The following is a 24,694-nucleotide window of genomic DNA, read 5'->3' as shown; positions in this document are numbered from 1 at the left end:
GAATGGCCGGTCCAGCCTGCCGGTGCGGGGCACGCCGGCTCGTGCGATTCAGGCGCGGCTCGGACAATGCGAGTGTGGGCTGGAATCCGGTTTTCGGTGGGGCCGAGCCGGTGGACGTACTCGAGGCGGCGCCGACGGCCCGGACCGCGGTGGCGTGGCTGCCGCCGCAGGGGCTGTGGCCGGCGATTCAGGAGATCCGCTGGGAGCATGATCCGCAGGTGCGGCGGTGGCCGCCGCATGTGAATCTGCTGTTCGGTTTCGTACCGGAGGAGGAGTTCGCACGGGGTGTGCCGCTGCTCTCCGCCGGGGCGGCGGAGAGTGCGCCGTTCGCGGCGCGTCTGGTCGGCGTGCGGTACTTCCGGCACCGGCATTACGCGACCGTGTGGCTCGATCCGGCCGCGGCGGGCCTGGGGCCGTGGGCCGGTCTGCACCGGGCGTTGGGGTCGCGGTTCCCGCTCTGCCGCGGGCGTGGCGGTCGCTTCACCCCGCATCTGTCCCTCGGCCGCACTCAGGATCCGCGGCCCCTGGCCGCCGAGTGCGCCGGCCGGCTCGGCGCACTGTCGGCCGTGGTCGAGGAGGTGGTCCTGCTGTCCCGGCGCGGCGAGGGACCCATGCGGCCCCGGGCCGTGATCACGCTGGGCACGGGCGAGGTCCGCCGACTGCTGGAGCATGAGAGCGTTTGACGGTCCTGGTCGCTGTCGCGCCGAACTCCAGTGCTTGAGATCGCGGGACGCCTGCTGGCCGGCCGGCCGAGCGACCTGCGGCTGACAACCCCACAACCGCCCGCCCCGGAGACCAGTTGCGCTTCACCGATGTCGACGACAACCGGCTCACCTGCTTCGCCGCCACCACCAAGAAGCGCGGCGGGTCGGCTGGGTACGCCTGCGCGGCGCCGGCACAGGCGCCCAGAAGACCATCGAGGCGATACAGGCTCAGGCCCGGCAACAATCCGACGCCGAGCATGTCCACCGGGTTCGGGAGCATCGTCGGGTCGTGCGGTCTCCGGTCAGGCAGCGGCCTGCTGAGGGCGGAAGGTGCGGCGGTACGCCTGGGGGCTGACACCGATGGCGGTGTGGAGGTGGTGGCGCAGGGAGGCACCTGTGCCGAATCCGGCCCGGTGGGCGACGAGGTCGATCGGCCAATCGGTGGTCTCGAGGAAGTGGCGTGCGAGGTCGACGCGTTGCCGGGTGAGCCACTGCCCGGGCGTGGTGCCGGCTTCGTCGCGGAAGCGGCGGCTGAAGGTGCGCACGCTCATGTTGGCGTGATCGGCGAGGTCGGACAGGGTGAGTGGTTCGGTCAGGTGCTGCATGGCCCATGCCCGGGTGGCCGCGGTGCTGCCGGCGGACGGATCGGGCACGGGGCGCTGGATGTACTGCGCCTGGCCGCCGTCGCGCCATGGCGGTACGACGCAGGAGCGGGCGACCTCGTTGGCGATGTGACTGCCGTGGTCGCGGCGGACGAGGTGCAGACACAGGTCGATGCCCGAGGCGACTCCGGCGGAGGTGAGGACATCGCCGTCATCGACGTAGAGGACGTCGGGGTCGATGCGGGTGCTGGTGAACATCCGCTGCAGCCGGTCGGCTTCGCGCCAGTGCGTGGTGGCGGGACGGCCGTCGAGGAGGCCGGCAGCGGCAAGGACGTAGGTGCCGGTGCAGATCGCGACGACCCTCGTTCCCGGCCGGATGGCGGCCAGGGCATCACGCAGCGGGCCGGGCAGGCGGCCTTCTTCCCGGATCGGTCCCAGTCGGTGGGAGGGCGGGACGACGACGGTGTCGACGGTGGCCAGCAGGGTGGCGTCGTGCGAGACGGCGAGGCCGTAGTCGCCATCGGCACACACGGGCCCGCCGTCCAGGCTGCACGTGGTCACGGAGTAGAGCGGGTTGCCGTCGCTGTCGCGGGCGGCGTTGAAGATACGGGCGGGGATGCCGAGCTCGAAGGGGACGACGCCGTCCAGGGCCAGAACGCCAACACGATGCATGGCCAGATCCTTTCAGGACATGGCCATCACACCACCACCAGGGGCGTTGCCGACCAGCCAGTCTTGTGCCGTGCCCGAGACCAGCGGCACAAGACCCCACTGCATCTCCCCGGAGAAGGAAGCCCTTCATGACCCAGCCCATCACCGCCCCTTCGACCATGCGCGCCGTATCCCAGGACAGGGCCGGAGCCCCCGATGTCCTCAAGGTCGTCGAGACCGAGCGACCGGAGCCGGGGCGGGGCGAGATCCTGGTCCGCGTGCACGCGGCGGGCGTCAACCCCGCCGACTGGAAGACCCGTGAGCGCGGCGTGTTCGCCACCGGAGCGACGCCTCCGTTCACGCTCGGCTTCGACGTGGCCGGAGTCGTCGCGGCCGTCGGCCCCGGCGTGACGATCTTCCAGCCCGGCGATGAGGTGTTCGGGATGCCCCGCTTCCCGCACCCGGCAGGCGCGTATGCCGAGTACGTCACTGCACCGGCCCGTCATTTCGCCCCGCGCCCACGCGGCCTCGACCCCATCCAGGCCGGAGCTCTGCCGCTGGCCTCGCTCACCGCCTGGCAGGCCCTGGTCGACACCGCTCAGGTCCAGCCGGGGCAGCGCGTGCTGATCCATGCCGCGGCCGGCGGTGTCGGTCACCTGGCCGTGCAGATCGCCAAGGCCCGCGGCGCGTACGTCATCGCCACCGCCAGCGCCGCCAAGCACGACCTGCTGCGCACGCTCGGCGCCGACGAGCTCATCGACTACCGCACCCAGGACGTCGCCGACACCGTCCGCGACGTCGATGTCGCCCTCGACGGCATCGGCGGACCCAACTGGACACGCTCCCTGCGCACCCTGCGCCAGGGCGGCATCCTCCTCTCCCTGCTGCCGCTGGACGACACCTTCCCCGTCCGGCAGGCCGAGGAAGCGGGGGTACGAGCGGTGTTCATGCTCGTCGAACCCGACCAGCAGGGGCTGCGCGAGATCAGCGCCCTGGTCGAGGACGGCCGCCTGCGGGTGATCGTCGACGCGGTGTTTCCCCTCGAACAGGCCGCTCAGGCACACGCATTGGGCGAAACCGGCCGCACCACCGGAAAGATCGTCCTGACGCTCACCCCTGACCCCGAGCAGCCCTGAGGCATGGGGCTTTAGGCGAGGTCCGTTGTTCGGTCAGGAACAGGCGGCGGCTGGCATGGCGTCGGGAAGGCCAGGTCCCGCCTGGTGTATGCAGGGGCCATGGACCTTCGGCGACTCCGTGGGGCGCATCGCCGGCCGTGGCGGGCGAGCCATGCTCTGGTGGCGGTACCGCTTCTGCTCATCCTGATCGTCACGGTGGTGGACATCCTGGCTCCGCCCGACGTCCACCTCGGCCCGTTCCTGGTCGCCGCTCCCGCCATCACGGCATCGTTCGGCAGCCCGCGTATGACGGCATTCATCGGCGTGGTGGCAGTACTCGCCCAGGCGGTCGTCGCCGTGTTGCGGACCAGCCTGACGGATCTCAACCACTCCTTCCAGATCACCGCTCTGATCCTGATCTCAGCGTTCGTGACGTTCTTCGCGTACCGCCGTGAGCGGCACGAGCGTGAACTGACCCAACTCAGGTCGGTGGCGGAGGCGACCCAGGGAGTGCTACTGCGGCCCCTGCCGGAGCGCGTCGGCCCGCTGCGCATCGCGTCGGTCTATCTCGCCGCCGAGGCTGAGGCGCAGATCGGCGGCGATCTGTACGCCGTCGCCCGTACCGCCCAGGGGACGTGGATCATCATCGGAGACGTGCGGGGAAAAGGAGTGGAGGCCATCGGGGACGCCGCCCTCGTCCTCGGCGCCTTCCGGGCCGCCGCGCACCGGCAGGCCGAGTTGCCGGTCCTGGTCGCCCACCTGGAGGGAGCGGTCTCCTCCGAGCTGACCGACCCAGGAACCGAGCGTCAGAGGCGCGCCGACGAGGGAGAGAGCTTCATCACCGCGGCGGTCCTGGACGTCCCTGACACCGAGTCAGTCCTCTGTCTGGTCAACTGCGGACATCCCCCTCCTCTGCTGCTGAGGGACGGGCGGGTCAAGCCGCTGGAAGCGAGCCAGCCCGCGCTTCCTCTGGGGCTCACCGAATTCGTTCGGTCCGACTTCGCCGTGGAGTCCTTCCCCTTCGAGGACGGCGACGTCGTCTTGCTGTACACCGACGGTGTCATCGAGGCGCGCGACACGTCCGGCGCGTTCTACCCCTTGGCCGAGCGGATCACCTCCTGGCTGGACAAGAGCGACGGTGACAGACCCCAGCCCCTCCTGCGATACCTGTGCGGAGATCTGATGGCCCACTCCGGCGGATACCTGGGCGACGACGCCGCAATGGTCGCCGTCGAACGCCTCCCGGCCGCAGGGGCGTGAAGCGATACGGAGTATCCGCTTCCCCAGCGGAACGTCCCGGCGAGAGTCAGGGCGTCCGACAGTCGGGACAGTCCGAGGCGGGCTTCCGGAGCGGCACCGCGCGGCAGAACAATGCCCGGCCCAAGACCGGCGACCGGGCGAACACACCGGGCGGCCCCGCCACGACGCCGGTGGCCGTCCGCGTCGAACTGTGACGGCGAGTGCGCCGTCAACGGACAGGGAGTCGGCGGCACCTGGTTCGGGGTCACCACCGGCTGCCCGGCGAGGTATCCGGCTCACCCTGCACGCGGCGGTCTTCGAGTGGGGCCACGTGCAGGACGGCCGCGGGTGCCGGGCACGTGAGCGGTGTTGCTGACCAAAATACCGAGTTGTTGACGACGGCGACGCTGCTGGTCTTGCGCAGCAGGGCCGCGAGGACGGGGCTGATGCAACCGCCTCCTGCGGTCCTCACTCCCGCGCGGCGTCATGAGTAGCTCAACTGCTCGTGCCAGTCGTCGCCGCGTCCTTCGAGGGTGAGGTCGAAGATGTTCCAGAGCGGCTCGAGGGTGCCCACGTGCCGTGGGCCCTGGCCGGAATCGGTGGGTGCGTAGAGCATCTCTGAGCCCCAGAAGTGGCGGACCTCCCCGCCCTCGCGCCGGAAGACATTCAGCATCGGCATCGCTGATCCCTCGGCCGTCTCACCGAGGTAGTCGCGGCTGTAGGTGTTGCCGGCCGAGGACAGCAGCCGCAGTCGCCGCCAGCCCCGCTCTTCGGCGAACGTGAGGAGCCGCGGGAGCGGGGCCCTGGCGACGACCGCGAAGTTCACGCGCCGGGTAACGTGCTCAACCGCACCGTCGAGCTGATCGAGCAACGCCGTGCAGGAGGGACACGGACCCTCCTCCGGCTTCAGCTGCGCTGTACGACCGCTCTTGGGCCCCGGTCGCTTGTCGCCGGGGTGGCGCGGGAACATGTAGCTGTAGATGACCAGCGAGTCATTGCCCGATGCGAACAGTTCCGAAAGCCTCACCTCGGCAGGGGCGCCGTCAGTGCCTTGGCCTTGGAAGACGTAGTCCTCCGGCACCGGCCCGCCTGGGGGCAGCTCACGCCTGGCTGCCGCCACCGCCTCGGTGACGCGACGCAACTCGATCTCCTGCTCAAGGAGCCGGTTGCGGGCCGCGCGATAGTCCGCCGACTCTCCCGGAAAGACCATGCTGCTCACGCTTCCTTCCACCGCATTGACCGCGTGCAGCGTGCGGGATGAATGCACGGGCTGCAAGGACGCCCATTGCCCGGCGAGTCGACACTTTCTCGGGCCCGCGCCGACACACCGGCCTCTGTGGCGTGTTCAGGACACCCCGATGGTGCCAACGAGATCCGTTTCAGCAACGGCCGAGCTCGCCCTTGAGCGACTGGAAGCGGGAGGTCAGGCGGTCGGCCGGCGCATGGGGCGGCCGAGGCGGACCGGGACGCCGGGGGAGTACAGGACGCTCACCGGGGCGGCGTTCGGTGCAGGCAGGCCGGCCGCTGTGATCAGGTTCTCCTCGCAGTGGATCAACTCGGCGCGGTACAGGGGCCAGCGTGGGTGGGGGTTGGGCAGGTATGCGGCTCCGTCAGGGAAGGGGTTGTGCATGCCCCAGCGGGCGGTGAGGAAGTGTTCCCACTCGGTCGGCCCGTCGATCCGTTCGCCCCTTCGTATCGTGAGACGGCTGTACGCGCCGCGGGGGCCCGGCCAGCGGCGGGAGCTGGTGTAGGTGACGGTGTCGCCGGCGGTCCGCACGGCCATGCGGGACCACAGGTACGGCAGTCGGAAACCGATCCGTCCCAGCGCTACCGGGATCAGGCGTGAGGCGTCCATCGACCGGAAGACGACACCGCGGCGGCCGTGCGCGTCCACCGAGTACAGGCGGACGTTGGTCTCCGGGAAGGATCCGAAGTACGGAACGCCGGGCAGCCGGAACCAGCCGACCTTGTGCATGCGGAAGGTGATGAGCCCGACGTAGGTGACGCCGCCGTGGGTGTCGGGGACGGTCCCGTGCGGCAACAGGCCCGCCACCGCCTCCGGTTCTACCGCCCAGTGGACGAAGGCGAGGTCGAGCCACTGCTGGGTGAGAAGCGGCGTGGGTATCGTGGCGGGCGCGTCGGAAGTGACAGGAGTGGGCTTCTGCACAGCCCGAGGATGACAGACAGGGGACCTGCGGTGCGGGGCGGCCCTTTGGGGGAGGTCCAGGAGCTCGGGCCCCGCAACAGGCCGGGATCACCGATCGGCCACCCATCTCCTTGCGCTGCGGCCAGTGGTGGTCCAGCGCACGGCCTTCGACCGCGCTCGTACGGAAGCGCTTGCCGCCGGAAGCACTTGCCGCCGGTAGCGCACCGAGTTGGTGCTGCCCCGTCGCACGATCCGCTGTCACTGCTGCGGACCCGGAAGACCTGCGCGACGCGCTGACGGCGGGCACGTATCCCTACCTCAGCGCCACCTTGCCCACGCTCACCAGCACAGACTTCACCCGCGCCTCTGGGCTCCGGACACCAGCCACCCTGGTGGCCGTTCCCGATACCGGGCCGGGGCGCGGAGGGCGCGAGCCGCGAACCAGGCTGCGCCTCACCACCCGCGCCCCAGCCACCGTGAAGTCGGTAGGAGCCACACATGGCCGGCGCCCGCATCGTTCCGTATCAACTTGGCACTACACAAAACCAGTTGTATGACCAGCAAGGGAGACCAACCTCGCCCCTGGGTGCCTGTGCACGCATCGGGCTGAACTATGACCGGCACACAACGGCTGGTCGCCGACCGCTACCGGCTTTTACGGCCGCTCGCCGAAGCGGCGCGGGGCGGGTGATTGTGCTGAATTCGTTTGGCCTGAAAGGGATCTGGAAATTCCAGAGAGCAACCTGTGGCCACTTTACGTTCCATCCCGATGTGAAAAATTACATGAACTTTCAGCCTTTGCCGTTTGTTTCGGTTCATGCTACGGCGTAGCGTGGAGAGCGGTCCAACTGGAGTGGCTGGGCCACCATTCAAGGGATTCGAGGAGGCGGACATGAGCTTCCGAACGGTACTACCTCTCAGTCGGCGGAATGACTGCGACGATTGGGATGGTTACTGGGGCGGACGCGGCTACGGACGGGGACGTGGCTACGGACGCGGACGCGGCTTTGGTCGTGGATACGGACGCGGCTTTGGTCGCGGCTTTGGGCGTGGAGGCGGATTCGGCCGAGGAGGTCGTTTCTGAGGCCAGCGGCCCTACTGGATAACGTCGAGGCCGGTCCCCCTTCGCGCGGGCTGGCCTCACGAGTTGCAGAGTTACGGTGAGGCTTTGCGCCCCGCGTGCGCGCATGCCTGTCTCCCGTCTTTCCTTGGCCGTGTCGGTGTGTGGCCCGATGCGGCATTCTGAGTCACTGCCGTTGGGGATGGCAGGTGTCATCGAGGGAAATTCCGCATCACCTTGCCCGGTCCGGTATCGGCAGTGATGCGATGAGCGCTCTCGTTCCGTGGAACCGGGTTTCCTCATGCGGTCATTGAGTCGACAGCGCGGCCCCGGTCTTGCCGAGGCGTATACCCAATAATTATCCGGTCTGCGCGCGGTACTTGTGCGCAATGACTTCCGGGTGCATTACGCATCCTTCTGGTCGCACAACGATGTGAAGCGGCCAGGCGGGCGATGCCGAGCATGGCGTGGCGGACGCCAGTCGTTGCGCTTACCGGGCGCCGGTCCTGTTCCGCCGCGCCTGTTCCGCCGCGCCTGGTCGGCGCGCCCTCGCGGCGCAGGGGAGTGATCAGCTTGCCGAAGCAGTGCGGGCTCAGCCCGCTGCCGCGGGCCATGGACGTGGCCGCGCCTCGTCCAGCAGGCAGCGCGGGCACACCCTGCCATAACCCCCATGCATGTCTGGGGCCGCAACGATGAAATCTTCCGCCCCAAGGGCGCGCTCGCCTTCGCCGACGACGCTCCCGGCGCTGAGATCTGCCTGCTCGACGGCGGCCACTTCCTGCTCGAAAGCCACCTTGATGCGGCCGCGGGCACCGTCCGCCAATTCCTCGACCGGACACTCTCCTGACCGGAACAGCGAAACACCGGACCGCGCTCGTCGTCGGGCGGGGCGGCGGGATCGCCCGCGCGTCCACTGCCGCCGCCCGAGACGCCGGAGCGCAGGTCATCGCCGCAGGGGGGGCCACAACGAGCTCGCCGCCGCCTACGCCGGCGAGCCCGCCGTACCGCCGAAACCGCCGACCTCACCGGCAAGACATCCATGGCTGCCCTTCGCGAGCGGCTCGGCGCCGTCGACCATGGTGTGTCCACCGCCTCGGCACAGGCGTGCGGTCGCATTGCCCACCTGGACCGGGATGGCGTCCGCCGCTCGTTCGGCACCAAGGCGATCAGCCCGCTCATGCCGGCCGAGCACCTGGCGCTGTGCATCAGCCCCGGCGGGTCGTTCCCTCTGTTCCCCGGTGTCGCCGCGGCGAAGACCGCGGTCGGGACCCTGGCCGTGGCCCTCGCCAACGGCGCCGCCTACGTCCTGGCCCGCTCGCTCGCCCTGGAACTGGCCCCGAGCCGGGTCAGCGCCACCTCTCCGGGTGTGCCGTACGCCGGTGCCCGGGATGCTCTTGGTGAGAGCATGGCAAAGCGGACTACTTCGCCGATATGGGCGCCCGGGGTCCGTCCCGGCGCATCGGTACCGCCGACGACATCGCCGACGCCGGCCCGTTGGCCATGACCAGCGCCTTCCTGGCCGGCGTGACGCTGCACGTCGACGGCAGCGAGCCGCTGACCTGACATTCCCGCCCGGGCCGACACGTGTCCGGGCGTCGCCGGAAGGACCAAAACGATGGCCTTTCCGGGCAGCAAGGACCGATTGCCCCGTGCGCGGTCGGCCGGTTCCTGGTCCCCGGTCCGCTGCCCGAGCGGATGCCGTTCGCCGAGCCGCTGCGTCGGCGCATGCGGGTTCGCTTCGGCGGCGCCTGGATCGCCGACAGCGAAGACGTCGGCGTGCTGCACGAGCCGGGCCGCTGCCCCGTGGCCTACTTCCCCCTCAGCGACATCACCGACGGCGTTCTGCAGCCCACCGAGCACACCACCCGGCACCGTGACCTCAGACCGACGACCTGGTACACCGCCCGGACGGCGAGCGCAGCACACCGCGCGCGGCCTGGCGGCACACGGAACTGCCCGGCTACGCCTGCGAGCTGAAGGGGCGCGTGGCGTTCGCGTGGCGGGCGATGGACGCCTTCTGCGAAGAAGACGAGCGGATCGTCGGTCACGCCGCCGACAGCCATCACCGCATCGACATCCGCCGGACCAGCCGCCACCTCGTCGTCCGCGGCGGTGACGGGATCATTGCCGACACCACCCGCCCGCTGGTGCTGTACGAGTCCGGGTTCGCGCCCCGCTCGTACGTCCCGCGTGCCGATGTCGACGAGTCCGCGCTCACGGCCGCCGAGGGCCAAACGTTCTGCCCGTACAAGGGCTTGGCCAGCTACTACGACATCGCCGGAGCCCGTCGCGCGGCATGGTCGTACGAGGACGCCTGGACCGAGGTCCGCCGTATCTCCGGGCTGGTGTCGTTCGAACCGGACAAGGCCGAGGTACAGCTCGACGGCACCCGGCTGCGTCTGGAGCCCGGGCAGGGCGTGGTCCCGCACGGCGTCGACCGTGACCTCACGCTCGACGAGGCGTTTCCGGGACCGCATTCATGATCTCCGTCAGAGAGGCCATCGCCGCAGAGGGGAAAGCGCAGCTGCCCCTCGTGCTGTCGGTGAACGTCGGCCTGCCGCGCAACGTGTCCTGGCAGGGCAGGACCGTCTACACCGGCGTGTGGAAACACCCTGTGCCCGGCCCCGCGATGGTGCGCCGGCTCAACATCGACGGCGACGGCCAGGGTGACACGCAGGGCCATGGCGGTGAGCAGCGGGCGGTACTCGTCTACCAGATCCAGTCCTACCGGTACTGGCAACAGCACTTCGGACGCGACGACTTCGAGTACGGCCAGTTCGGGGAGAACCTCACCGTCGACGGCCTGACCGACGACGAGGTGTGCATCGGCGACCGCTACCGCATCGGCGAGGCCGAGTTCGAGGTCACCCAGCCCCGGGTCACCTGTGCACGCCGCGGCCTGGGCGGCACGCCTGGCGGGCCGCTGGGAGAGACAACGGGCCGACAGCAGCTTCTGGTCCTCTCACTGCTGTCGCCGTGACGAAGCATCCCGGGTTCGCTCATAGTGCCGCCGCGCCTTCATGCGGTTGCCGCACGTGGCCATCGCGCACCACCGGGCGGTGTTCGGTTTGCTGTGGTCGAGCAGGAACAGCCGGCACTCGGGGTTGGCGCACGGCCGCAGCCTGCCAGGGCTGGACGCGCTGAGAGCACCCCACGCCAGCACAGCCCTGGCGGCGGCGGATCGCCCTTCGGGCAGGTCCAGACTCCAGGCGATGCCGGCGCCTTCGACCGTCGGCCGGCAGCTGACACCAGCTACGAACGGCGCCACGGAGCCCGGGGGCCGCTCCCCGCGGACTACGGCCTGAAGCGTCGAACGCACCTCCCGCGCGGTGCGCCACTCCTCGGCCGAGCTCGGCTCGCCGTGAGCGGCAAGCCACCGCTGTCCGACGTCGATGTCGCCGATGTCGTCGCGCGGGTGGCCATCGACGACCGGCGTGGTGTTCAGCAGGTCCAGCAGCAGTTCCGTGTCCGTCGGCGACGCAACCTTCACTCTAACCTCCAAAGCCACCCTTATAGGTTAACCCAAGGGGGTCGAAATGCTCACCACCAAAGACTTCCGCCGGGCAGGGACAGGATCTGGCCGCGGATCGGGAGGGTGTGCTGCAAGAGCGCGATCTGTCCCCGCTCGTCCTCGTGGCCAGCCGCCCCCATGCGCTCAACTGGTCTCCTCAGCGGTCGTGTTGAAGGCGGTGAAGTTCGGCGAACAGCCCGTTGGCTTCGAGCAGCTGCCGGTAGCTGCCCTGTTCGACGATCTGGCCGTGGTCGAGGACGATGATGCGGTCGGCGGAGGCCACGTTGGTGAGGCGGTGCGTGATCAGAAGGACCCCGCGGGTCCGGGCCAGGGCGCGGAGGCCGGCGAACACGCCGTGTTCGGACCGGGCATCGAGGGCTGCGGTGGGCTCGTCCATGACGAGGAGATCAGCCTGCCGGTAGAAGGCGCGGGCCAGGGCAACACGTTGCCATTGACCGCCTGAGAGTTCCTGCCCGCCCCACCACTGGGATGCCAGGAGGGTGTCCAGGCCGGAGCGGAGTTCCCCGATGACCTGGTCGGCGCCGGAGGCTGCCATGGCCTTGTGGAGGGCCTGCGGATCGTCTGCGCGGGGCTGGCCGAGGTTGATGTTCTCGCGGGCCGTAAGCGGCCACTGGGCGTATTCCTGGGGGACGTGGGCGACCTGACGCCACAGCTCCTCGGGGTCGATGTCGTCCACGGCGATGCCGTCCCAGGTGATGGAGCCCTTTTCCGGGAGGTAGAGGCCGGTGATGAGCTTGGCGAGGGTGGTTTTCCCCGATCCGTTCTCACCGACCAGGGCAACGATCTCCCCGCGACCGACCGACAGGCACACGCCGTTGACAGCCGGGGCCTGGGCACCCGGGTAGGTGAAGACGATGTCCTCAGCGGTGAACACCCGCGGCCTCGACGGCGGGGCCTTCTGACCGCGCCGCATCTGGTGCCCTCCGGCCTCCTCGAGGAACGATGACCAGTCGTCCATGTACATGCCGGTGCGGAACAGGCGCGCCCAGGCGGAGATGAGGGACGACATGGCAGTCGACACGGTCCGCATGGCCAGGACCACGGTCCCGGCTTTGGCGACGGAGATCTGCCCCGAGGCCAGCAGCAACGCGAGGGCGCCCCAGATGATCCCGGAGGACAGACCGGAGATGACAGCGCCGCCAAGGTTGATGAGCGCGGAGCGCCAAGCCGCCGTCTGCATGCGCTGCTGCACCTTGGCCGAGGTGGTGCGGTATCGGCCGAAGAGGAACCGGAACATCGTGCCGGACCGGATCTGGTCGGCGTACCGTTTGTCGATGATCCTCGAGCGCAGCAGCGACAGCAGGCGCCGCTCGTTCACGGTGTGGCGGGACTCGAGGTACTGAACGCGCGCGGCACGGATCGCGGAAACCGCACGGGGCAGCGCCCCCAGGGACAGCAGCGGCAGAAGCAGCGGGTGCATGACGGTGATGACGGTCGTCGCGCCGAGGAACGACATGATCGCCGAGATGGCCTGCCGGGCCTCGAAAACGATGTCGCGGGACACGTCGGCGCCGCGGTCGGCCGCGTCCCAGCGTTCGTTGTAGCCAGGGTGGTCGTAGGCGACCAGCTCCGCCTTTGTGCCGGCGGTCAGCAGGTCGATTTCGGCTTCGCGGGCCACCAGTGGCGCGATGCGGTCGGCGAGCCAGTTCGCGGTAAGCCGGCACAGCGTCCGCAGCCCGACGGCGATGATCAGCAGGAGCAGGGCCGGCGCGGTTTCGCGGAGGCGGGCGGCCATATCGCCCGCGGTGATCAGTGAGGTGATGACGCTGGTCGTTGCCAGCAGCCCGAAGGCGTCCATGGCTCCGGCGGCGACATCGCACACGATCATTCCGGTCACGGACTTCTTGTGGGTGCGCCATCCCAAGGCCATGGCCTGCCGCATGAGCCGCGGCAGCCGTTTGGCCATGGCTAACGTGGTGACGTTCCCGAAGTCTGTCTTGATGCCGAGGCGCCGGAAGCCGAGTTCTTCCGCCGGCGGCGCGGCTTGTGAGGGGACGGTGGTCTGTGTTTTCTCGCCGGGTTCGGTATCGCTGCTGGTGTCTTCGGGCATAGGCGTACTCCTGTGGCGGCAGGATGGCGGAAGAGGGAAGCAACGGATAGTAGCGGCGCGCTAGCGGAATGCGCACGGGGTTTACGGGAGGCCCTGAAAGCGATGCGCAAGGCAGCCAGGGCCGTTGCGGAAGCGCGCCGGGCCCGAGCGAATCGGCGGCCACCGTCCACGTCGACATCGATCAGGTCCCCGGCCTCGATGGCGGCGTTCAGGACCCGGCAGCGTGCCGGTTCGACAGCGACGACGCGGACGTTGTGCCGGGCAGCTGCCGCTGAGACACCGGCGAACAGGCCGCCGCCGGGCCCAGCTCCACGGTGTCCGGTGACATGCCCATCTGGCGGGCTCCAGATGCGGAGCCGCCTCGCATCGGGTCACTGGGCCGCCAGCGTCCGTGCCGCTCGTACCAGCAGGGGTAGGGGCGGGGCAGGCGCGTCGTCGCGCCGGACGAGTTCGAGGTCGAAGCTGGGCAGGTCGTCGCTCACGCGCAGGGCGACGGTGCCGGGCGGGAGATGGCGGGTCAGGGCCTGTGGGACGACGGCGAAGGTGCGGTGGTCCAGGACGAGGTGCCTGAAGCCTGGTACCGGCTCCTCCTCGACCGGGAAGTGTTCGCCGGCACCGTGGAGCGCGGCGAGGACCGCATCGTGGAAGGCGGGTGCGATGTCGCGCCTGATGGCCCGCAGTGTATGGCCCGCAGTGTGTCGCCCCGCAGCTCCCACAGTGACAGCTCCGTCCGCCCAGCGAGCCGGTGGCCGACGGCGACGATGACGGCGAGGCGCTCCCGTACGAGTGTGAGGCGCGCGAGGCCCGGCCGGTGCGGGAGGCCGCGGGAGAGCGCAGCGTCGATCTCGCCAACGGCCTCCGGCGGGGACCAGAATCGAGGACGTCGGGACGTCGGGAGATCGGGCGATCACCGGCCCCTCATTCCTCTTACTTTTCACGGGAGTTCACCATGCATGCACGCACCCTCGCCTCCCTCCGCGTCTCCGCCCTCGGCCTCGGCTGTATGGGGATGAGTGACTACTACGCCCCCGGTGACGAAGCCGGGTCGCTTGCCACGATCCGGCGGGCCCTCGACGTGGGCGTGACCTTCCTCGACACGGCCGACGCGTACGGCCCCTTCACCAACGAGGAACTGGTCGGCAAGGCGATCGCGGGCCGGCGGGACGAGGTCGTCCTCGCCACGAAGTTCGGCTTCGAGCGGCACCCCGACGGCACCCCGGTCGGTGTCAACGGACGGCCGGAGTACGTCCGGGCCGCGTGCGAGGCATCGCTCCGACGGCTGGGGGCCGACCACATCGACCTCTACTACCAGCACCGCATCGACCCGGCCGTCCCGTCGAGGAGACCTGGGGTGCGATGGCCGAGCTGGTCGCCGCCGGCAAGGTGCGCCACCTCGGCATCTCCGAGGCGTCCCCCGCGACGATCCGGCGGGCCCACGCCGTGCACCCGATCACCGCCGGTCAGTACGAGTACTCGCTGTTCACCCGGGACATCGAGGACGCACACCTGCCGACGATGCGCGAGCTGGGCATTGGCCTCGTCGCGTGCAGCCCCATCGGGCGCGGACTGCTGACCGGGGCCCTCGGCCCGCAGGCGTACGGCGAGCGGGACTTCCGCCGCACCGCTCCCCGGTTCCAGGGCGAGAACCTGGCCCTGAACCTCGCCCTCGTCGAGCGCGTACGGGCGCTGGCACAGGCCAAGGGCAGCACGCCCGCGCAGCTCGCCCTCGCCTGGCTGCTGGCCCAGGGGCCGGACGTGACAGCCGTTCCCGGTACCAAGCGGGTGCGCTACCTGGAGGAGAACGCTGCGGCGGCGGACGTCACGCTGACCGCTGGTGAGCTGGCAGCTCTTGGCGAGGCCGTGCCGCGCGGCGCGGTGGCGGGCGAGCGATACGACGCGGCCCGGCCGGCGCAGGTCGACGTGTGACCGGGCCGGTTGCCGGGCCGTCCCGGTCTTCGTCGCAGGTGTTCGTGCCCAGGCGATGTCCTCGTCGACGGTCCACCCGACTCGGTGCGGGTGGTGTTACTCGATGGTGGTATCGCCGAGGGAGATCAGCAGGAGGCGCAGTTTTCGCGCCAGGTCCTCGCAGTCTTCCCGGTCGAAGGACTCGAGCAGGCGGGCCTCATTGGTGAGGTGGTCGGCCATGTAGGCGCGAGTGATCTCGTGGCCCCGCTCGGTGAGACGAATCTTCACCGAGCGCCGGTCCTCGGTGCCCCGGACCCGCTCGACCAGGCCCTTGGCCTCCATCCGGTCGATGCGGTTCGTGATCGCTCCGGAGGTGACCATGGCCGCCTTGCGGAAGGCTCCGGCAGTCAGCTCGTACGGCGGTCCTGAGCGTTGCAGGGTGGTCAGGACGTCGATCTCGCCCAGTTCCAGGCCTCGTTCGGCCGCGAAGGCTCGGAACTCCTTCTCCAGCGCGACCCCGAGACGCTGGAGCCGGCCGAGCACCTGCACGGGCCACAGCGCGTCGGTCAGGTCGGGGCGTTCCTTCGTCCATTGCTCAACGATGCCGTCCACGGCATCGGTGTCCGCCCCGCCATTCGCTTCGTTCATGACCTGCCTCCTCCGTACGTCGAGCCCCCACAGAGTATCTCAACGTTGAATCACTTGACGTTAAACTAGTCGCGATGATTTTATCTCAACGTTGAAATTCTCAACCTTGAACGGATGGAGTTCCCATGTCCACGCACTTCCTTGCCCTTGACGCCGCCGCCCAGGACCTCCTCTTCCGTGAGGCCCGCACCGCCAACACGTTCACCGGCGAGCCGGTGACGGATGAGCAGGTTCAGGCGATCTACGACCTGGTCAGGTTCGGTCCGACCGCCTACAACCAGTCGCCGCTGCGCGTCGTCCTGGTCCGTTCCCCCGAGGGCCGCGAGCGTCTGGTCAAGCACATGGCCGAGGGCAACCAGGCCAAGACCGCCGCTGCCCCGCTGGTCGCGATCCTGGCAGCGGACAACGAGTTCCACGAGGAACTCCCCTCCCTGCTGCCGCACTTCCCGCAGGCCAAGGACATGTTCTTCGCCGAGCGCCCGGTCCGCGAGCAGTCCGCCCTGCTGAACGCCGCTCTCCAGGCCGCCTACTTCATCGTGGGCATCCGCGCCGCCGGCCTGGCCGCCGGCCCGATGACCGGCCTCGACTTCGCCGGCGTCCGGAACGAGTTCCTCGACGACGACCACACCCCGCTCATGGTCGTCAACATCGGCAAGCCCGGCGAGGACGCCTGGTACCCCCGCTCACCGCGTCTGGCCTACGACGAGGTCGTCACCACCGTCTGAGCCCGGGGACCTCACCGCCCGAGCAAACCCGCATCGCTTGCCTCACCGTCCACCGCTACCTGCACGACCGAACCGGGGGTCTTCGTGTCCACCGCAGTCTCCGCACCTCGTCTCACCGCTCCGGCGCCACCCCGCCGGCCATCGGCTCTGTGGCTGGCGCTCCTGGCCGCGCCCATCGCCACCGGAGCCAATGCACCCGTCCTCATCCTTCCCGACATGGCCCGTTCCCTGGGTGTCTCCACCGCCCAGGCGACCTGGACGGTCACCGCCTTCGCCTGGGCCATGACCGTCGGGACGCCCCTGTTCGCGGCCCTCGTCCGGCACCGTGGCCTGCGGGCGGCCCTCCTCACGAGCGCGGTCGCCGCGCTGGCCGGTACCGCGCTCGTCGCGGTCGCGCCGTGGTTCCCGTTGACACTCCTCGGCAGAGCCGTACAGGCAGCGGGCGGTGCAGGGCTGGTCGCCGTGGCGATGAACCTCGCCGGCTCGACCCGTCGTATGGGGGCGATCACCGCCGGGTTCGGCGTACTGGGCGCCGTCGGGCCACTCCTCGGCTCCGTTCTCGCGAGCATGGTCAACTGGCGTGCCTCGCTCGCCCTTTCCGCCCTTGGCCTCCTCGCGGTGCCGGCCGTCTGGCGCCACACCACGAGTCCCGGTCCGGAACGCACCACGCACGCCGCGCCGTTCGACGAAGTCGGGGCCGGGCTGGTCGCGGCACTGGTCTCCGCCCTGGTACTGATTCCCATGGCTCCGTGCATGGGCGCGCTGGTCGCCGCGGCTGTGGCCCTCCCGCTGGCCCTCCACGTCCGGCGCCGTCCGGACGGTTTCGCTCCCGCCGCCGTGCTGCGCTCACGCGCATTCGTCAGCTCCGCCCTGCTCGCCTGCGCGTTTTCCACCTCCTATTTCATCCTGCTGTTCGCCCTCCCCGAGCTCGTGCGGCGGCGGACGGACTGGAGCACCGAGGCCATCGGAACGGGCCAGCTGGCCGCGCTCCTCACCGGCTCCGCGCTCTCCTGGCTCCTCGCCGCCGCGGCAGCGCGTCTGGGGCACCGAAAGGTCCTCACCGTCCTCATCGTCCTCGGCACGGCCGCACCCCTCGCCGCCGTTTTCGCCTCCTGGGGGCCCGCGCTGCTCATCGCCGCGGCGGCGGCCGTGTTCGTTGCCACCGGCAGCAACGCCGTCTTGTCCGTGCATGCGGCCCAGCACGCCCAGGCCGCCCAACGGCCGGCCGCGATCGGCCTTTTCGTCCTCTGCTACCAACTCGGCGGAGCACTCGGCCCGGCCCTCGCCACGCTTCTCGTCCTGACCTGAAACGGTGCAGGGCACCCTTCGCGCCGCCGCAGCCGGCGCGGTCCCGGCCGGCCGGGTCTCCGCCAGGACCGGGGCGCTCCATGGCGGGCGGTCGCCTCAGGGGTGGAATTTTCAGGGGTGAGGGACGTGGATGCCGGGCTTGAGCTGCGGCAGCACGGTTCTGCGGGTCGTGTAAGGGGACGGGATGACGGAGCGCAGGGCGACGGGAGATCGGGATGCCGTCGCGATGGTCGTCGAGGACTGGGCACGGGAGCGACCCGAGCTGGACACGGCTCCGCTGGAGGTCCTGGCCCGGCTGCACCGCTCGTTCCTGCGCTACAGCACCCGCCTCACGGCGTCCATCGAACGCCATGGCCTCTCGGTGGCCGGGTTCGACGTGCTGACCGCGCTGCGCCGGTCCGGGGCCCCGTACCGGCTGACCGCGGGCCAGCTCGCCGACTCGGGGCTGGTGTCCTCCGCCGGTGTCACGCTGCGGATCGACCGGCTGGGGAACTTGGCCGTGCTGTCCCCGTCGTACATGGTGTGGGACTCGTGGTGCAGAAACGCGCCGTGCATGGGGTCGAGAAGGTTTTCCCTGGCATACCGCCACGGGACGTCCCACTCGGCGTAGCACAGGACCGGCTCGACCTCGGGGTCATCGAGGGGGTCGGGGACGGTCAGTTCGACCGGTTCCGGGTGCTGCTCGTCGCCGAAGTAGGCGAGGATCGCGCCGGCGACCTCACGGACCGGCAGCGAGGTGACGAGCTTCTTGCCTTCGAGGTTGCAACCGGGCAGGCCGGGCACGGACGAGACGGTGCCGTCGGTCTCGACTTCGACGCCGTGATACCAGCAGGCGACCCGGTCCCCGAGGTGTTTGCCCAGGGACAGCGGGGCGCCGCGGTGGGGGCAGCGGTCGGCGAGCATCGACAGGGCTCCGTCGGAGCGGCGGAACAGCAGCCACTGTTCGCCGAGCGCCGTCACCTTGCGCATCGCGCCGGGTGCGACGAAGCGGGAGGGAGGTCCTGGCCGAGCGTCAGGCCTGCCACGTACTGCCACGCATCCGCGGCAGCAACCTGGTGTGCTTCCCGGCCGATCGCCACGACCAGCTCCACCTCCCAGTCCACGAGCGCACTGGGCAGCTCAATCGTGCCGTAGGGCTCGGTAAGGGACGCGGGGAACTTGGTGAAGACAGCCGGCTGAGCGGGGACAGTGGCGGCCGACTCGGCCACATGGTCGGAGTAGTTCAAGGCGACGGCGAAGACCTGCCGGGGACGCGGGACGGGAGCGCCCAGGTCCCGCTCGTCGAACGGGACACGCTCGTGACCGGCTCCGCCCTGTGAGGCCGCCCAGGCGCAGAACTCCGGCCAGCAGTCGAAGACGGCCTGCGGGTCGGACGGGAACAGTCCGTCGCCGGCCTTCTGCACGTCCACCACACCGTCATCGCATACGAGCACCAGACGGCCCTTGACATTGGCTGTGCGCATGGCGCACCACCTCCACATCGAAAAGAGATCAAGACATCGGTGAGCAGCCCGGACGGCCTTCCGCTACTCGGAGCGCCGACACTCGGCCGAGCGGCGTCAGATTGCCGAGGGGGTGGGTGGTCATTCCTGCACGTGTGACCGAGAAGCCCTCAAGGGCCCAGGCACCCATCAGGTCGTCCATCAGCACCTCGCACGTCGCTCAGGGTGGGGCCGGTCCGGCCGTGACGATCACAGTCAGAGCGCGGGTCAGTGCTCGACCGCCCGGACCGTGTGACCGGCATCCGCCGGCCACGCACTCGAGTCAACCCCTGCACCCGCCGCGGCTCTCGGTCTGCGGAGCCAAAGCCTGGCCCTCCGTTTGGGGCGACAGCGCAGAGAGGTGCTGAGGTCACGCCGGCCGCGTACGCAGGGCCGCACGCCGAGGCCGGATGCCCATGGGCCGGGTGGCACATCAGCATGACGACTTGCGCTGAGGGCCCCAGGATTTGCCGTGAGCGGGACGAGGGCCGAGCACTTCTGCAGCCCCCTTTGCGGCGTCGCCGGCCTGGGCAAGGGCGAACTCACAGCGAAGGTCTGAAGCCCACGCTCGTGTTGCCTGCGGACAAGGCGGCCGTTGCCGAGCGGGGAAACGGCCAGTGGCCTGGCGTTGTGTGACAGCGGCGAGCCGGGCACCCGTCCCAGCGGCTGAGCGGGTACAAAGTCGGCGTGCACGACAGCGACGAAGGGGCCGCCGCAGGGCCCCATCCACCTCGCCGAACCCCAGCACCCATACCGGCAGCGCTCCGACGTGAAGGAAGAACGAACTCTGGGAGAGGGCACCAAGGAATCGGAGGGCGGTTCGGGCCGATGTCGCCCGTGGCCTCCTGAAAAGAGATTAGCCTGTGGGAAAGCCGTCCCAGGATTCCCCGCGGCGGACTGGGCACGAGGCCGAAGGCCGTCGTACCCGCCGGAAACCGGCCGGTTTCCGCTCTGCCCGTCCAGCCCGCGGGGGCCCCGGGACCAATGGGATGATCCGCCAAAGATGCTCCGTCGCTCTTCGGGCCGGCCCTTTCAGGCACGGGAGGCGGGGCTCTCGATCAGCCCGTGACGAGCTGTGACCGAGGGGCTCGGAAGGAGCGGCAATGAGCGCAGCCGAGACCTCCCCCGCCGGAGACGGTCAGCAACGCGAGGTGGCGTTCGCGCCGGGCGGCCTGCTGGACGTGCTCAGCGTCGCCGCCGTCGTGCTCGACGGTGAAGGGCGCATCGTCTTGTGGAGTCCGCAGGCCGAAGAGCTTTTCGGGTACCAGGCCAGCGAGGCTCTCGGGCAGTTCGCGGGACGGCTGCTGGTGAACGAAGAACATGTGGAACTGGTGATTCATCCTTTTGCCCAGGTCATGGCGGGCGAGGGAAGCTGGGCGGGGGTGTTTCCCGTGCGGCTCAAGGACGGCAGTACGAAGCTGTTCGAGTTCCGCAACATGCGTCTGGAAGACCGGCACAAGAACCTGTACGCCCTGGGGCTGGCGACCGGCCAGGCGACGCTGCGGCAGGTGGAGCGGGACCTGGCGCTGTCCACCCGCCTGGTGGCCCAGTCCCCGATCGGGCTGGCGGTCCTGGACACCGATCTGCGGTACGTGAGCGTCAACCCGGCGCTGGAGCGCATCAACGGCCTGCCCGCTGCCGAGCATCTGGGCCGACGCGTCCGAGAAGCCCTTCCGTATTTGGACGTCGAGGCCATCGAGTCCGCGATGCGGCAGGTCCTGGCCACCGGCACCCCGATCGTTGACCAACAGTCCGTTGGACACACCGCCGCCGGCCCGGAGGAGCATGCGTGGTCGGTGTCCTTCTACCGCTTGGAGGCGTCGAACGGGACCGTCCTGGGCGTGGCCGTCTCCGTGGTGGACGTCACCGAACGGTACCGCGCCACGGTCGAGGTGACCCGGGCCCGGCGCAGTCTGGCGCTGGTGGCCGAAGCCTCCCTGCGGATCGGCACCACACTGGACGTTGATCAGACCGCGCGGGAACTCGCCGAGATTTCCGTGCCGACGCTGGCCGACGTGGCCACGGTCCACGTGCTCGACGGCGTCCTGACCCACTCCACGCCCGTCATCTCACCCACCGGCCCGGCCCTCTTCCGGACCCTGGCGGTCTCAGCCGCATCGGCGACGGAGCCGGCCACTGCCGCCGATCCGCCGGGCGAACTCACTCGTCACGACGCTGACCAGCTGGTCACCCAGTGCGTACGCACCGGCCGCGCCGTCCTCGTGCCGCAGGTGGGCGGCGGCGACCTGCCGCGGATCGCCCGCTGCCGGGAGACTGCCGACCTCCTGGCCCGGTCCGGGCTCCATTCCTACCTGGCGGTGCCGCTGATCGCCCGCGGCAGGGTGATCGGCGCCCTCGACCTCAAACGCACACGCATTCAACAGCCGTTCAACCACGACGACGAGATTCTGGCCGGTGAACTCGTGGCGCGGGCGGCCCTGTGCATCGACAACGCCCGCTTGTATGAAAGCCAACGCCACGCCGCTCTCACCCTCCAGCGCAGCCTCCTTCCCGAGCACCCGGAGCCGCAGCCGGGACTGGAGATCGCTTCCCGCTACCGTCCGGCCTCCATCGCCAGCGAGATCGGTGGCGACTGGTTCGACGTCATCCCGCTCGCCGACGACAAGACCGCGCTCGTCGTGGGCGATGTCATGGGCAGCGGCATCAACGCCGCCGCCACCATGGGCCAACTGCGCACCGCGACACGTGCCTTTGCCGAACTCGACCTCGAACCCGCCCACGTGCTGCACCATCTCGACAACCTCTTCGACCGCATGGGGCAGACCATCACCACCTGCATCTACGCCGTCTACGATCCCCACGATCACCGGTGTCGCATCGCCAATGCCGGACATCTGCCGCCCGCCCTGGTCCGCCCCGGCCAGGACGCCGAACTGCTCGACCTGCCCACCGGCGCCCCCCTCGGCGTCGGTGACGTCCCCTTCCACACCACCACATTCGCCCTGCAGCCAGGTGATGAACTGGTCCTCTACACCGACGGCCTGGTCGAAACCCGCAACCAGCCCATCGACCAACGCCTCGACGCCCTCCTCGCGTTCCTCACCGGACCCGAGCGATCCCTGGAGGAGACCTGCGACGTGCTCCTGTACACACTGCGCACCCCCTGGGAACACGACGACGTGGCCCTGCTCGCCATCCGGGCCGAGGAGTGCCCGCCGGACCGCTGCCGTCCCAGGCCTTGTTAGGTGGTGTCGTAGGGCTGCCATGGGGGGGGGTGGTGGCAGGTGGGGCAGGTGTCGGTCCAGGTGGCGCCTCCCCTCGCGCGCTCCCCTCACGCTCCCCGGATGGGCGAATAGGCACAACAGGGCATCACCCGGCCACGGAAGGTGCGGCGTGTCGGCAGGCCGCGCAGGGGATCCTGACGACGCTCAGAGACTGTGGCGGTGAACGGAGTCCAGGAGGGCAGGCTCGTCCTCCGAGAGGCGCAGGGCCCCGGACACGTTGGATGCCAGGTGGTCCGGGTCGCCGGTGCCGGGGATGGTCAGTACGTGCGGGCCGCGATGCAGCGTCCAGGCGATCCGGACCTGGGCGGGGCCGGCCGCAGGCGCTTGGGCGACGGCCAGGATCTCGGGGTGGTCGCCGTCGGTCGCCCCGGCGTCGCGCCCGGTGGCGGCGCTCGCGTAGAACGGCGCGAAGGCGACGCCCTGTTCGCCGCAGGTGCGGACGAGCACGTCATGGTCGGGACGCACGCCGATCCCGTACTGGTTCTGCACGCACACCACCGGAGCGATGGCCTGGGCCTCGGCGAGGTGGGCGGGGGTGACGTTGGAGATACCGAGGTGGCGGATGAGTCCGGCGTCGCGTAGCTCGGTCAGTGCGCCGAACCGCTCGGCGAGCGAATCGGTCCCGACGATGCGCAGGTTCACCACGTCCAGGTGGTCACGGCCGAGCCGGCGCAGGTTCTCCTCGACCTGTCCGCGCAACTGCTCAGGTGTCGCTGGGGGCAGCCACTCGCCCGACGGGTCGCGTCCTGGGCCGACCTTGGTGGTGCTGACAAGGTCGTCCGGGTAGGCGGCAGGGCTCGGTTGACCAGCTCGTTGGCGGAGCACAGCGGCGAGAAGGAGAACGCGGCGCTTGTCCCCGGCGAGTTGGACGAGCCGGGTGCCGTCGACGAACCAGCGCAGCACCAGCACGGCCTGCTTGAAGACGCCCAGGGCGCGGGTGCCCTTGCGGGTGCCGAGCCGCCTGCGGTGGTCGCGCAGCAGCATCGCACGATGCTCGGCGGTCCCCTGCGGACATCGAGGACAGCGGTGTAGGTGATACTGGACGGCACACGCCTCTCGGCTGGGACATGATCTTTGCAGACCCGTTCCCACCAGGGGCTTCACGCATATTTGACGCCGGGTCACCACCTCGACCACCCCGCACGCGGGCACGCACCGCAACTATGACGTTGCGAGAAGACCTCAATGGATAACTGATGGATAGCTGATGGAGATGATGTCGTCCCACCCAGCGGGATGACGGGAGAATCATCAAGTGATATACAGTCATAATGTCTTTACAGCGCCCCTTCCGCTTCGGTGTCAACATGTTCGTTCCCGGTTCGCGACGCGAGTGGAGCGCGAAGTGCCGCAGAGCCGAGGAACTCGGTTTCGATGTAGTCGGAGTGGCCGATCACCTGGAGTTCTCCGCGCCGTTTCCAGCAATGGTGCTCGCAGCCGAAACGACCGAACGGGTACGGCTGAGTACGTTCGTGTTGAACACACCGTTCTACAACCCCGTCCTTCTCGCGCGTGACGTGGCGAGCACCGACCAATTCATCGACGGGCGTATGGAACTCGGGCTCGGCGCAGGCTACGTGAAGGCCGAGTTCGACACCGCGGAGATACCGTTCCCCAGCGGCGGAAAGCGGGTCGAACAGCTGGAACAGACTGTCACCACGTTGCGTCGTCTGTTTTCGGACACAAAATATCAGCCGCGTCCAGCCCAACCATCCGGGCCACCGCTGCTGATTGGGGGCTGGGGCGACCGGCTGCTGCGGCTGGCCGCCGCGCACGCCGACATCATCGCCTTCACCGGAGGTTGGGCCAACACCACCGGTGATGTACTCCATGTGGCCGGAATCGCGCAGACGGAAGAACGGGTCGCTTACGTGCGCGGCCTACTCGGTGACCGTGCCGACGCTGTGGAGCTGAATATCATGGTGCAGCAGGTGATTCCGCCCGCCGAACGCGCCGCGGTACCTGACAGGTTCGAGCCTCTGCTGCCGACCGACGCCGCGCACAGCCCCGAGGAGTTGCCTTCTGTGTTGATCGGAACCCCAACGGAGATGGCGCAACAACTCAAGGAACGCCGCGAACGCTACGGCTTCACCTACTTCACGGTCATGGAATACAACATGGAGAACTTCGCGCCGGTCATCGCCGCGCTCCGCTGAACTACACACTTCGCCACAATGCCGCCGACGACGGGGGCTGCGATCGAAAGGGGCGACCCGATTCACATCGGCTCCAGAACCAGCCGTGGAACGGCCGACGTGAATCTCGCGCTCGCCGGCCAGCGCA

The 24,694-nt window shown here is 69.5% G+C and carries 19 protein-coding genes and 9 pseudogenes; 15 read left to right on the top strand and 13 right to left on the bottom strand.

Translation table 11 applies throughout. The annotated features are described in order from the left end of the window. The first annotated feature begins 110 nt into the window (after window positions 1-110). Window positions 111-683 (top strand): 2'-5' RNA ligase family protein, encoded by a 573-nt coding sequence (locus AB0D04_RS05960; RefSeq protein WP_362699804.1) that lies wholly within the window; start codon window positions 111-113, stop codon window positions 681-683. A gap of 323 nt (window positions 684-1,006) precedes the next feature. Here the strand turns inward: AB0D04_RS05960 and AB0D04_RS05955 are convergent, their stop codons facing one another. Next, a complete protein-coding gene (locus AB0D04_RS05955; protein ID WP_362699803.1) occupies window positions 1,007-1,978 on the bottom strand; it encodes a helix-turn-helix domain-containing protein in 972 nt (323 codons plus the stop codon). Window positions 1,979-2,106: 128 nt separating this feature from the next. Here AB0D04_RS05955 and AB0D04_RS05950 point away from each other — a divergent pair, with 128 nt between their 5' ends. Continuing rightward, window positions 2,107-3,093 (top strand): NADP-dependent oxidoreductase, encoded by a 987-nt coding sequence (locus AB0D04_RS05950; RefSeq protein WP_362699801.1) that lies wholly within the window; start codon window positions 2,107-2,109, stop codon window positions 3,091-3,093. A 99-nt stretch (window positions 3,094-3,192) separates the two neighbouring features. Then, window positions 3,193-4,332, top strand: coding sequence for a PP2C family protein-serine/threonine phosphatase (locus AB0D04_RS05945; RefSeq protein WP_362699799.1), 1,140 nt, complete (start codon window positions 3,193-3,195; stop codon window positions 4,330-4,332). A gap of 463 nt (window positions 4,333-4,795) precedes the next feature. On the opposite strand, the gene AB0D04_RS05940 is transcribed toward AB0D04_RS05945, so the two are convergent. Both AB0D04_RS05940 and AB0D04_RS05935 read right to left on the bottom strand, forming a co-directional pair. Next, a complete protein-coding gene (locus tag AB0D04_RS05940; protein WP_362699912.1) occupies window positions 4,796-5,521 on the bottom strand; it encodes a DUF899 family protein in 726 nt (241 codons plus the stop codon). Between the two features lie 213 nt (window positions 5,522-5,734). Next, entirely contained in the window at window positions 5,735-6,478 is a 744-nt protein-coding gene (locus tag AB0D04_RS05935) for a DUF2071 domain-containing protein (RefSeq protein WP_362699797.1), read from the bottom strand. 477 nt (window positions 6,479-6,955) lie between these two features. Here AB0D04_RS05935 and AB0D04_RS05930 point away from each other — a divergent pair, with 477 nt between their 5' ends. The 6 genes and pseudogenes from AB0D04_RS05930 to AB0D04_RS05905 all read left to right on the top strand — a co-directional run. Beyond that, window positions 6,956-7,288 (top strand): hypothetical protein, encoded by a 333-nt coding sequence (locus tag AB0D04_RS05930; RefSeq protein ID WP_362699795.1) that lies wholly within the window; start codon window positions 6,956-6,958, stop codon window positions 7,286-7,288. A gap of 899 nt (window positions 7,289-8,187) precedes the next feature. Then, window positions 8,188-8,364, top strand: a pseudogene (locus AB0D04_RS05925) (alpha/beta hydrolase); the annotation flags it as partial. A gap of 192 nt (window positions 8,365-8,556) precedes the next feature. After that, entirely contained in the window at window positions 8,557-9,021 is a 465-nt protein-coding gene (locus AB0D04_RS05920) for a hypothetical protein (RefSeq protein ID WP_362699794.1), read from the top strand. Between the two features lie 221 nt (window positions 9,022-9,242). After that, window positions 9,243-9,494, top strand: a complete 252-nt coding sequence (locus AB0D04_RS05915) for a DUF427 domain-containing protein (RefSeq protein WP_362699792.1) — start codon at window positions 9,243-9,245, stop codon at window positions 9,492-9,494. Window positions 9,495-9,502: 8 nt separating this feature from the next. Beyond that, window positions 9,503-10,000, top strand: coding sequence for a DUF427 domain-containing protein (locus tag AB0D04_RS05910; protein WP_362699790.1), 498 nt, complete (start codon window positions 9,503-9,505; stop codon window positions 9,998-10,000). Window positions 10,001-10,041: 41 nt separating this feature from the next. Then, a pseudogene (locus AB0D04_RS05905) lies at window positions 10,042-10,419 on the top strand (MOSC domain-containing protein); the annotation flags it as partial. 60 nt (window positions 10,420-10,479) lie between these two features. On the opposite strand, the gene AB0D04_RS05900 reads toward AB0D04_RS05905, so the two are convergent. The 5 genes and pseudogenes from AB0D04_RS05900 to AB0D04_RS05880 all read right to left on the bottom strand — a co-directional run. Then, on the bottom strand, window positions 10,480-11,007 hold the full coding sequence (locus AB0D04_RS05900; RefSeq protein WP_362699788.1) for a CGNR zinc finger domain-containing protein: 528 nt from the start codon (window positions 11,005-11,007) through the stop codon (window positions 10,480-10,482). 178 nt (window positions 11,008-11,185) lie between these two features. Continuing rightward, window positions 11,186-13,099, bottom strand: coding sequence for an ABC transporter ATP-binding protein (locus tag AB0D04_RS05895; RefSeq protein WP_362699786.1), 1,914 nt, complete (start codon window positions 13,097-13,099; stop codon window positions 11,186-11,188). A 164-nt stretch (window positions 13,100-13,263) separates the two neighbouring features. Then, window positions 13,264-13,398, bottom strand: a pseudogene (locus AB0D04_RS05890) (threonine/serine dehydratase); the annotation flags it as partial. Between the two features lie 72 nt (window positions 13,399-13,470). Then, the gene (locus tag AB0D04_RS05885; protein WP_362699784.1) at window positions 13,471-13,815 is read right to left on the bottom strand and encodes a hypothetical protein; all 345 of its coding nucleotides are present in this window, start codon (window positions 13,813-13,815) and stop codon (window positions 13,471-13,473) included. Window positions 13,816-13,850: 35 nt separating this feature from the next. Further along, window positions 13,851-13,943, bottom strand: a pseudogene (locus AB0D04_RS05880) (hypothetical protein); the annotation flags it as partial. Between the two features lie 105 nt (window positions 13,944-14,048). Between AB0D04_RS05880 and AB0D04_RS05875 the strand changes: the two are divergent. After that, window positions 14,049-15,025 (top strand): annotated as a pseudogene (locus AB0D04_RS05875) (aldo/keto reductase). 96 nt (window positions 15,026-15,121) lie between these two features. Here AB0D04_RS05875 and AB0D04_RS05870 read toward each other — a convergent pair. After that, window positions 15,122-15,652 (bottom strand): MarR family transcriptional regulator, encoded by a 531-nt coding sequence (locus AB0D04_RS05870; RefSeq protein ID WP_362699782.1) that lies wholly within the window; start codon window positions 15,650-15,652, stop codon window positions 15,122-15,124. A 125-nt stretch (window positions 15,653-15,777) separates the two neighbouring features. Between AB0D04_RS05870 and AB0D04_RS05865 the strand changes: the two genes are divergently transcribed. From AB0D04_RS05865 to AB0D04_RS05855, 3 genes and pseudogenes are all read left to right on the top strand, one after another. Continuing rightward, entirely contained in the window at window positions 15,778-16,377 is a 600-nt protein-coding gene (locus AB0D04_RS05865) for a malonic semialdehyde reductase (protein ID WP_362699780.1), read from the top strand. An 84-nt stretch (window positions 16,378-16,461) separates the two neighbouring features. Continuing rightward, window positions 16,462-17,685, top strand: coding sequence for an MFS transporter (locus tag AB0D04_RS05860; protein ID WP_362699778.1), 1,224 nt, complete (start codon window positions 16,462-16,464; stop codon window positions 17,683-17,685). Between the two features lie 184 nt (window positions 17,686-17,869). Further along, a pseudogene (locus AB0D04_RS05855) lies at window positions 17,870-18,172 on the top strand (MarR family transcriptional regulator); the annotation flags it as partial. A 2-nt stretch (window positions 18,173-18,174) separates the two neighbouring features. On the opposite strand, the pseudogene AB0D04_RS05850 reads toward AB0D04_RS05855, so the two are convergent. Together AB0D04_RS05850 and AB0D04_RS05845 are read right to left on the bottom strand one after the other, a co-directional pair. Further along, window positions 18,175-18,681: pseudogene (locus AB0D04_RS05850) on the bottom strand (Rieske 2Fe-2S domain-containing protein); the annotation flags it as partial. After that, the gene (locus AB0D04_RS05845) at window positions 18,642-19,148 is read right to left on the bottom strand and encodes a fumarylacetoacetate hydrolase family protein (protein WP_362699776.1); all 507 of its coding nucleotides are present in this window, start codon (window positions 19,146-19,148) and stop codon (window positions 18,642-18,644) included. The pseudogene AB0D04_RS05850 and the gene AB0D04_RS05845, both read right to left, overlap by 40 nt. A gap of 1,121 nt (window positions 19,149-20,269) precedes the next feature. On the opposite strand from AB0D04_RS05845, the gene AB0D04_RS05840 reads away from it, so the two are divergent. Then, complete coding sequence (locus AB0D04_RS05840; protein WP_362699774.1) at window positions 20,270-22,372, top strand: SpoIIE family protein phosphatase; 2,103 nt, start codon at window positions 20,270-20,272, stop codon at window positions 22,370-22,372. Window positions 22,373-22,555: 183 nt separating this feature from the next. Here AB0D04_RS05840 and AB0D04_RS05835 read toward each other — a convergent pair. Together AB0D04_RS05835 and AB0D04_RS05830 are read right to left on the bottom strand one after the other, a co-directional pair. After that, window positions 22,556-23,262, bottom strand: a pseudogene (locus AB0D04_RS05835) (aldo/keto reductase); the annotation flags it as partial. Further along, window positions 23,258-23,403, bottom strand: a pseudogene (locus AB0D04_RS05830) (IS5/IS1182 family transposase); the annotation flags it as partial. The pseudogenes AB0D04_RS05830 and AB0D04_RS05835, both read right to left, overlap by 5 nt. A gap of 279 nt (window positions 23,404-23,682) precedes the next feature. Here AB0D04_RS05830 and AB0D04_RS05825 point away from each other — a divergent pair. Next, window positions 23,683-24,567: an LLM class F420-dependent oxidoreductase gene (locus tag AB0D04_RS05825; RefSeq protein WP_362699772.1), complete on the top strand. Its 885-nt coding sequence runs from the start codon at window positions 23,683-23,685 to the stop codon at window positions 24,565-24,567. Window positions 24,568-24,694: the final 127 nt, after the last annotated feature.

It is taken from the genome of Streptomyces sp. NPDC048483, from assembly GCF_040651455.1.
Classification (GTDB): Bacteria; Actinomycetota; Actinomycetes; order Streptomycetales; family Streptomycetaceae; genus Streptomyces.
This window is presented reverse-complemented; position numbering and strand designations above follow the sequence as displayed.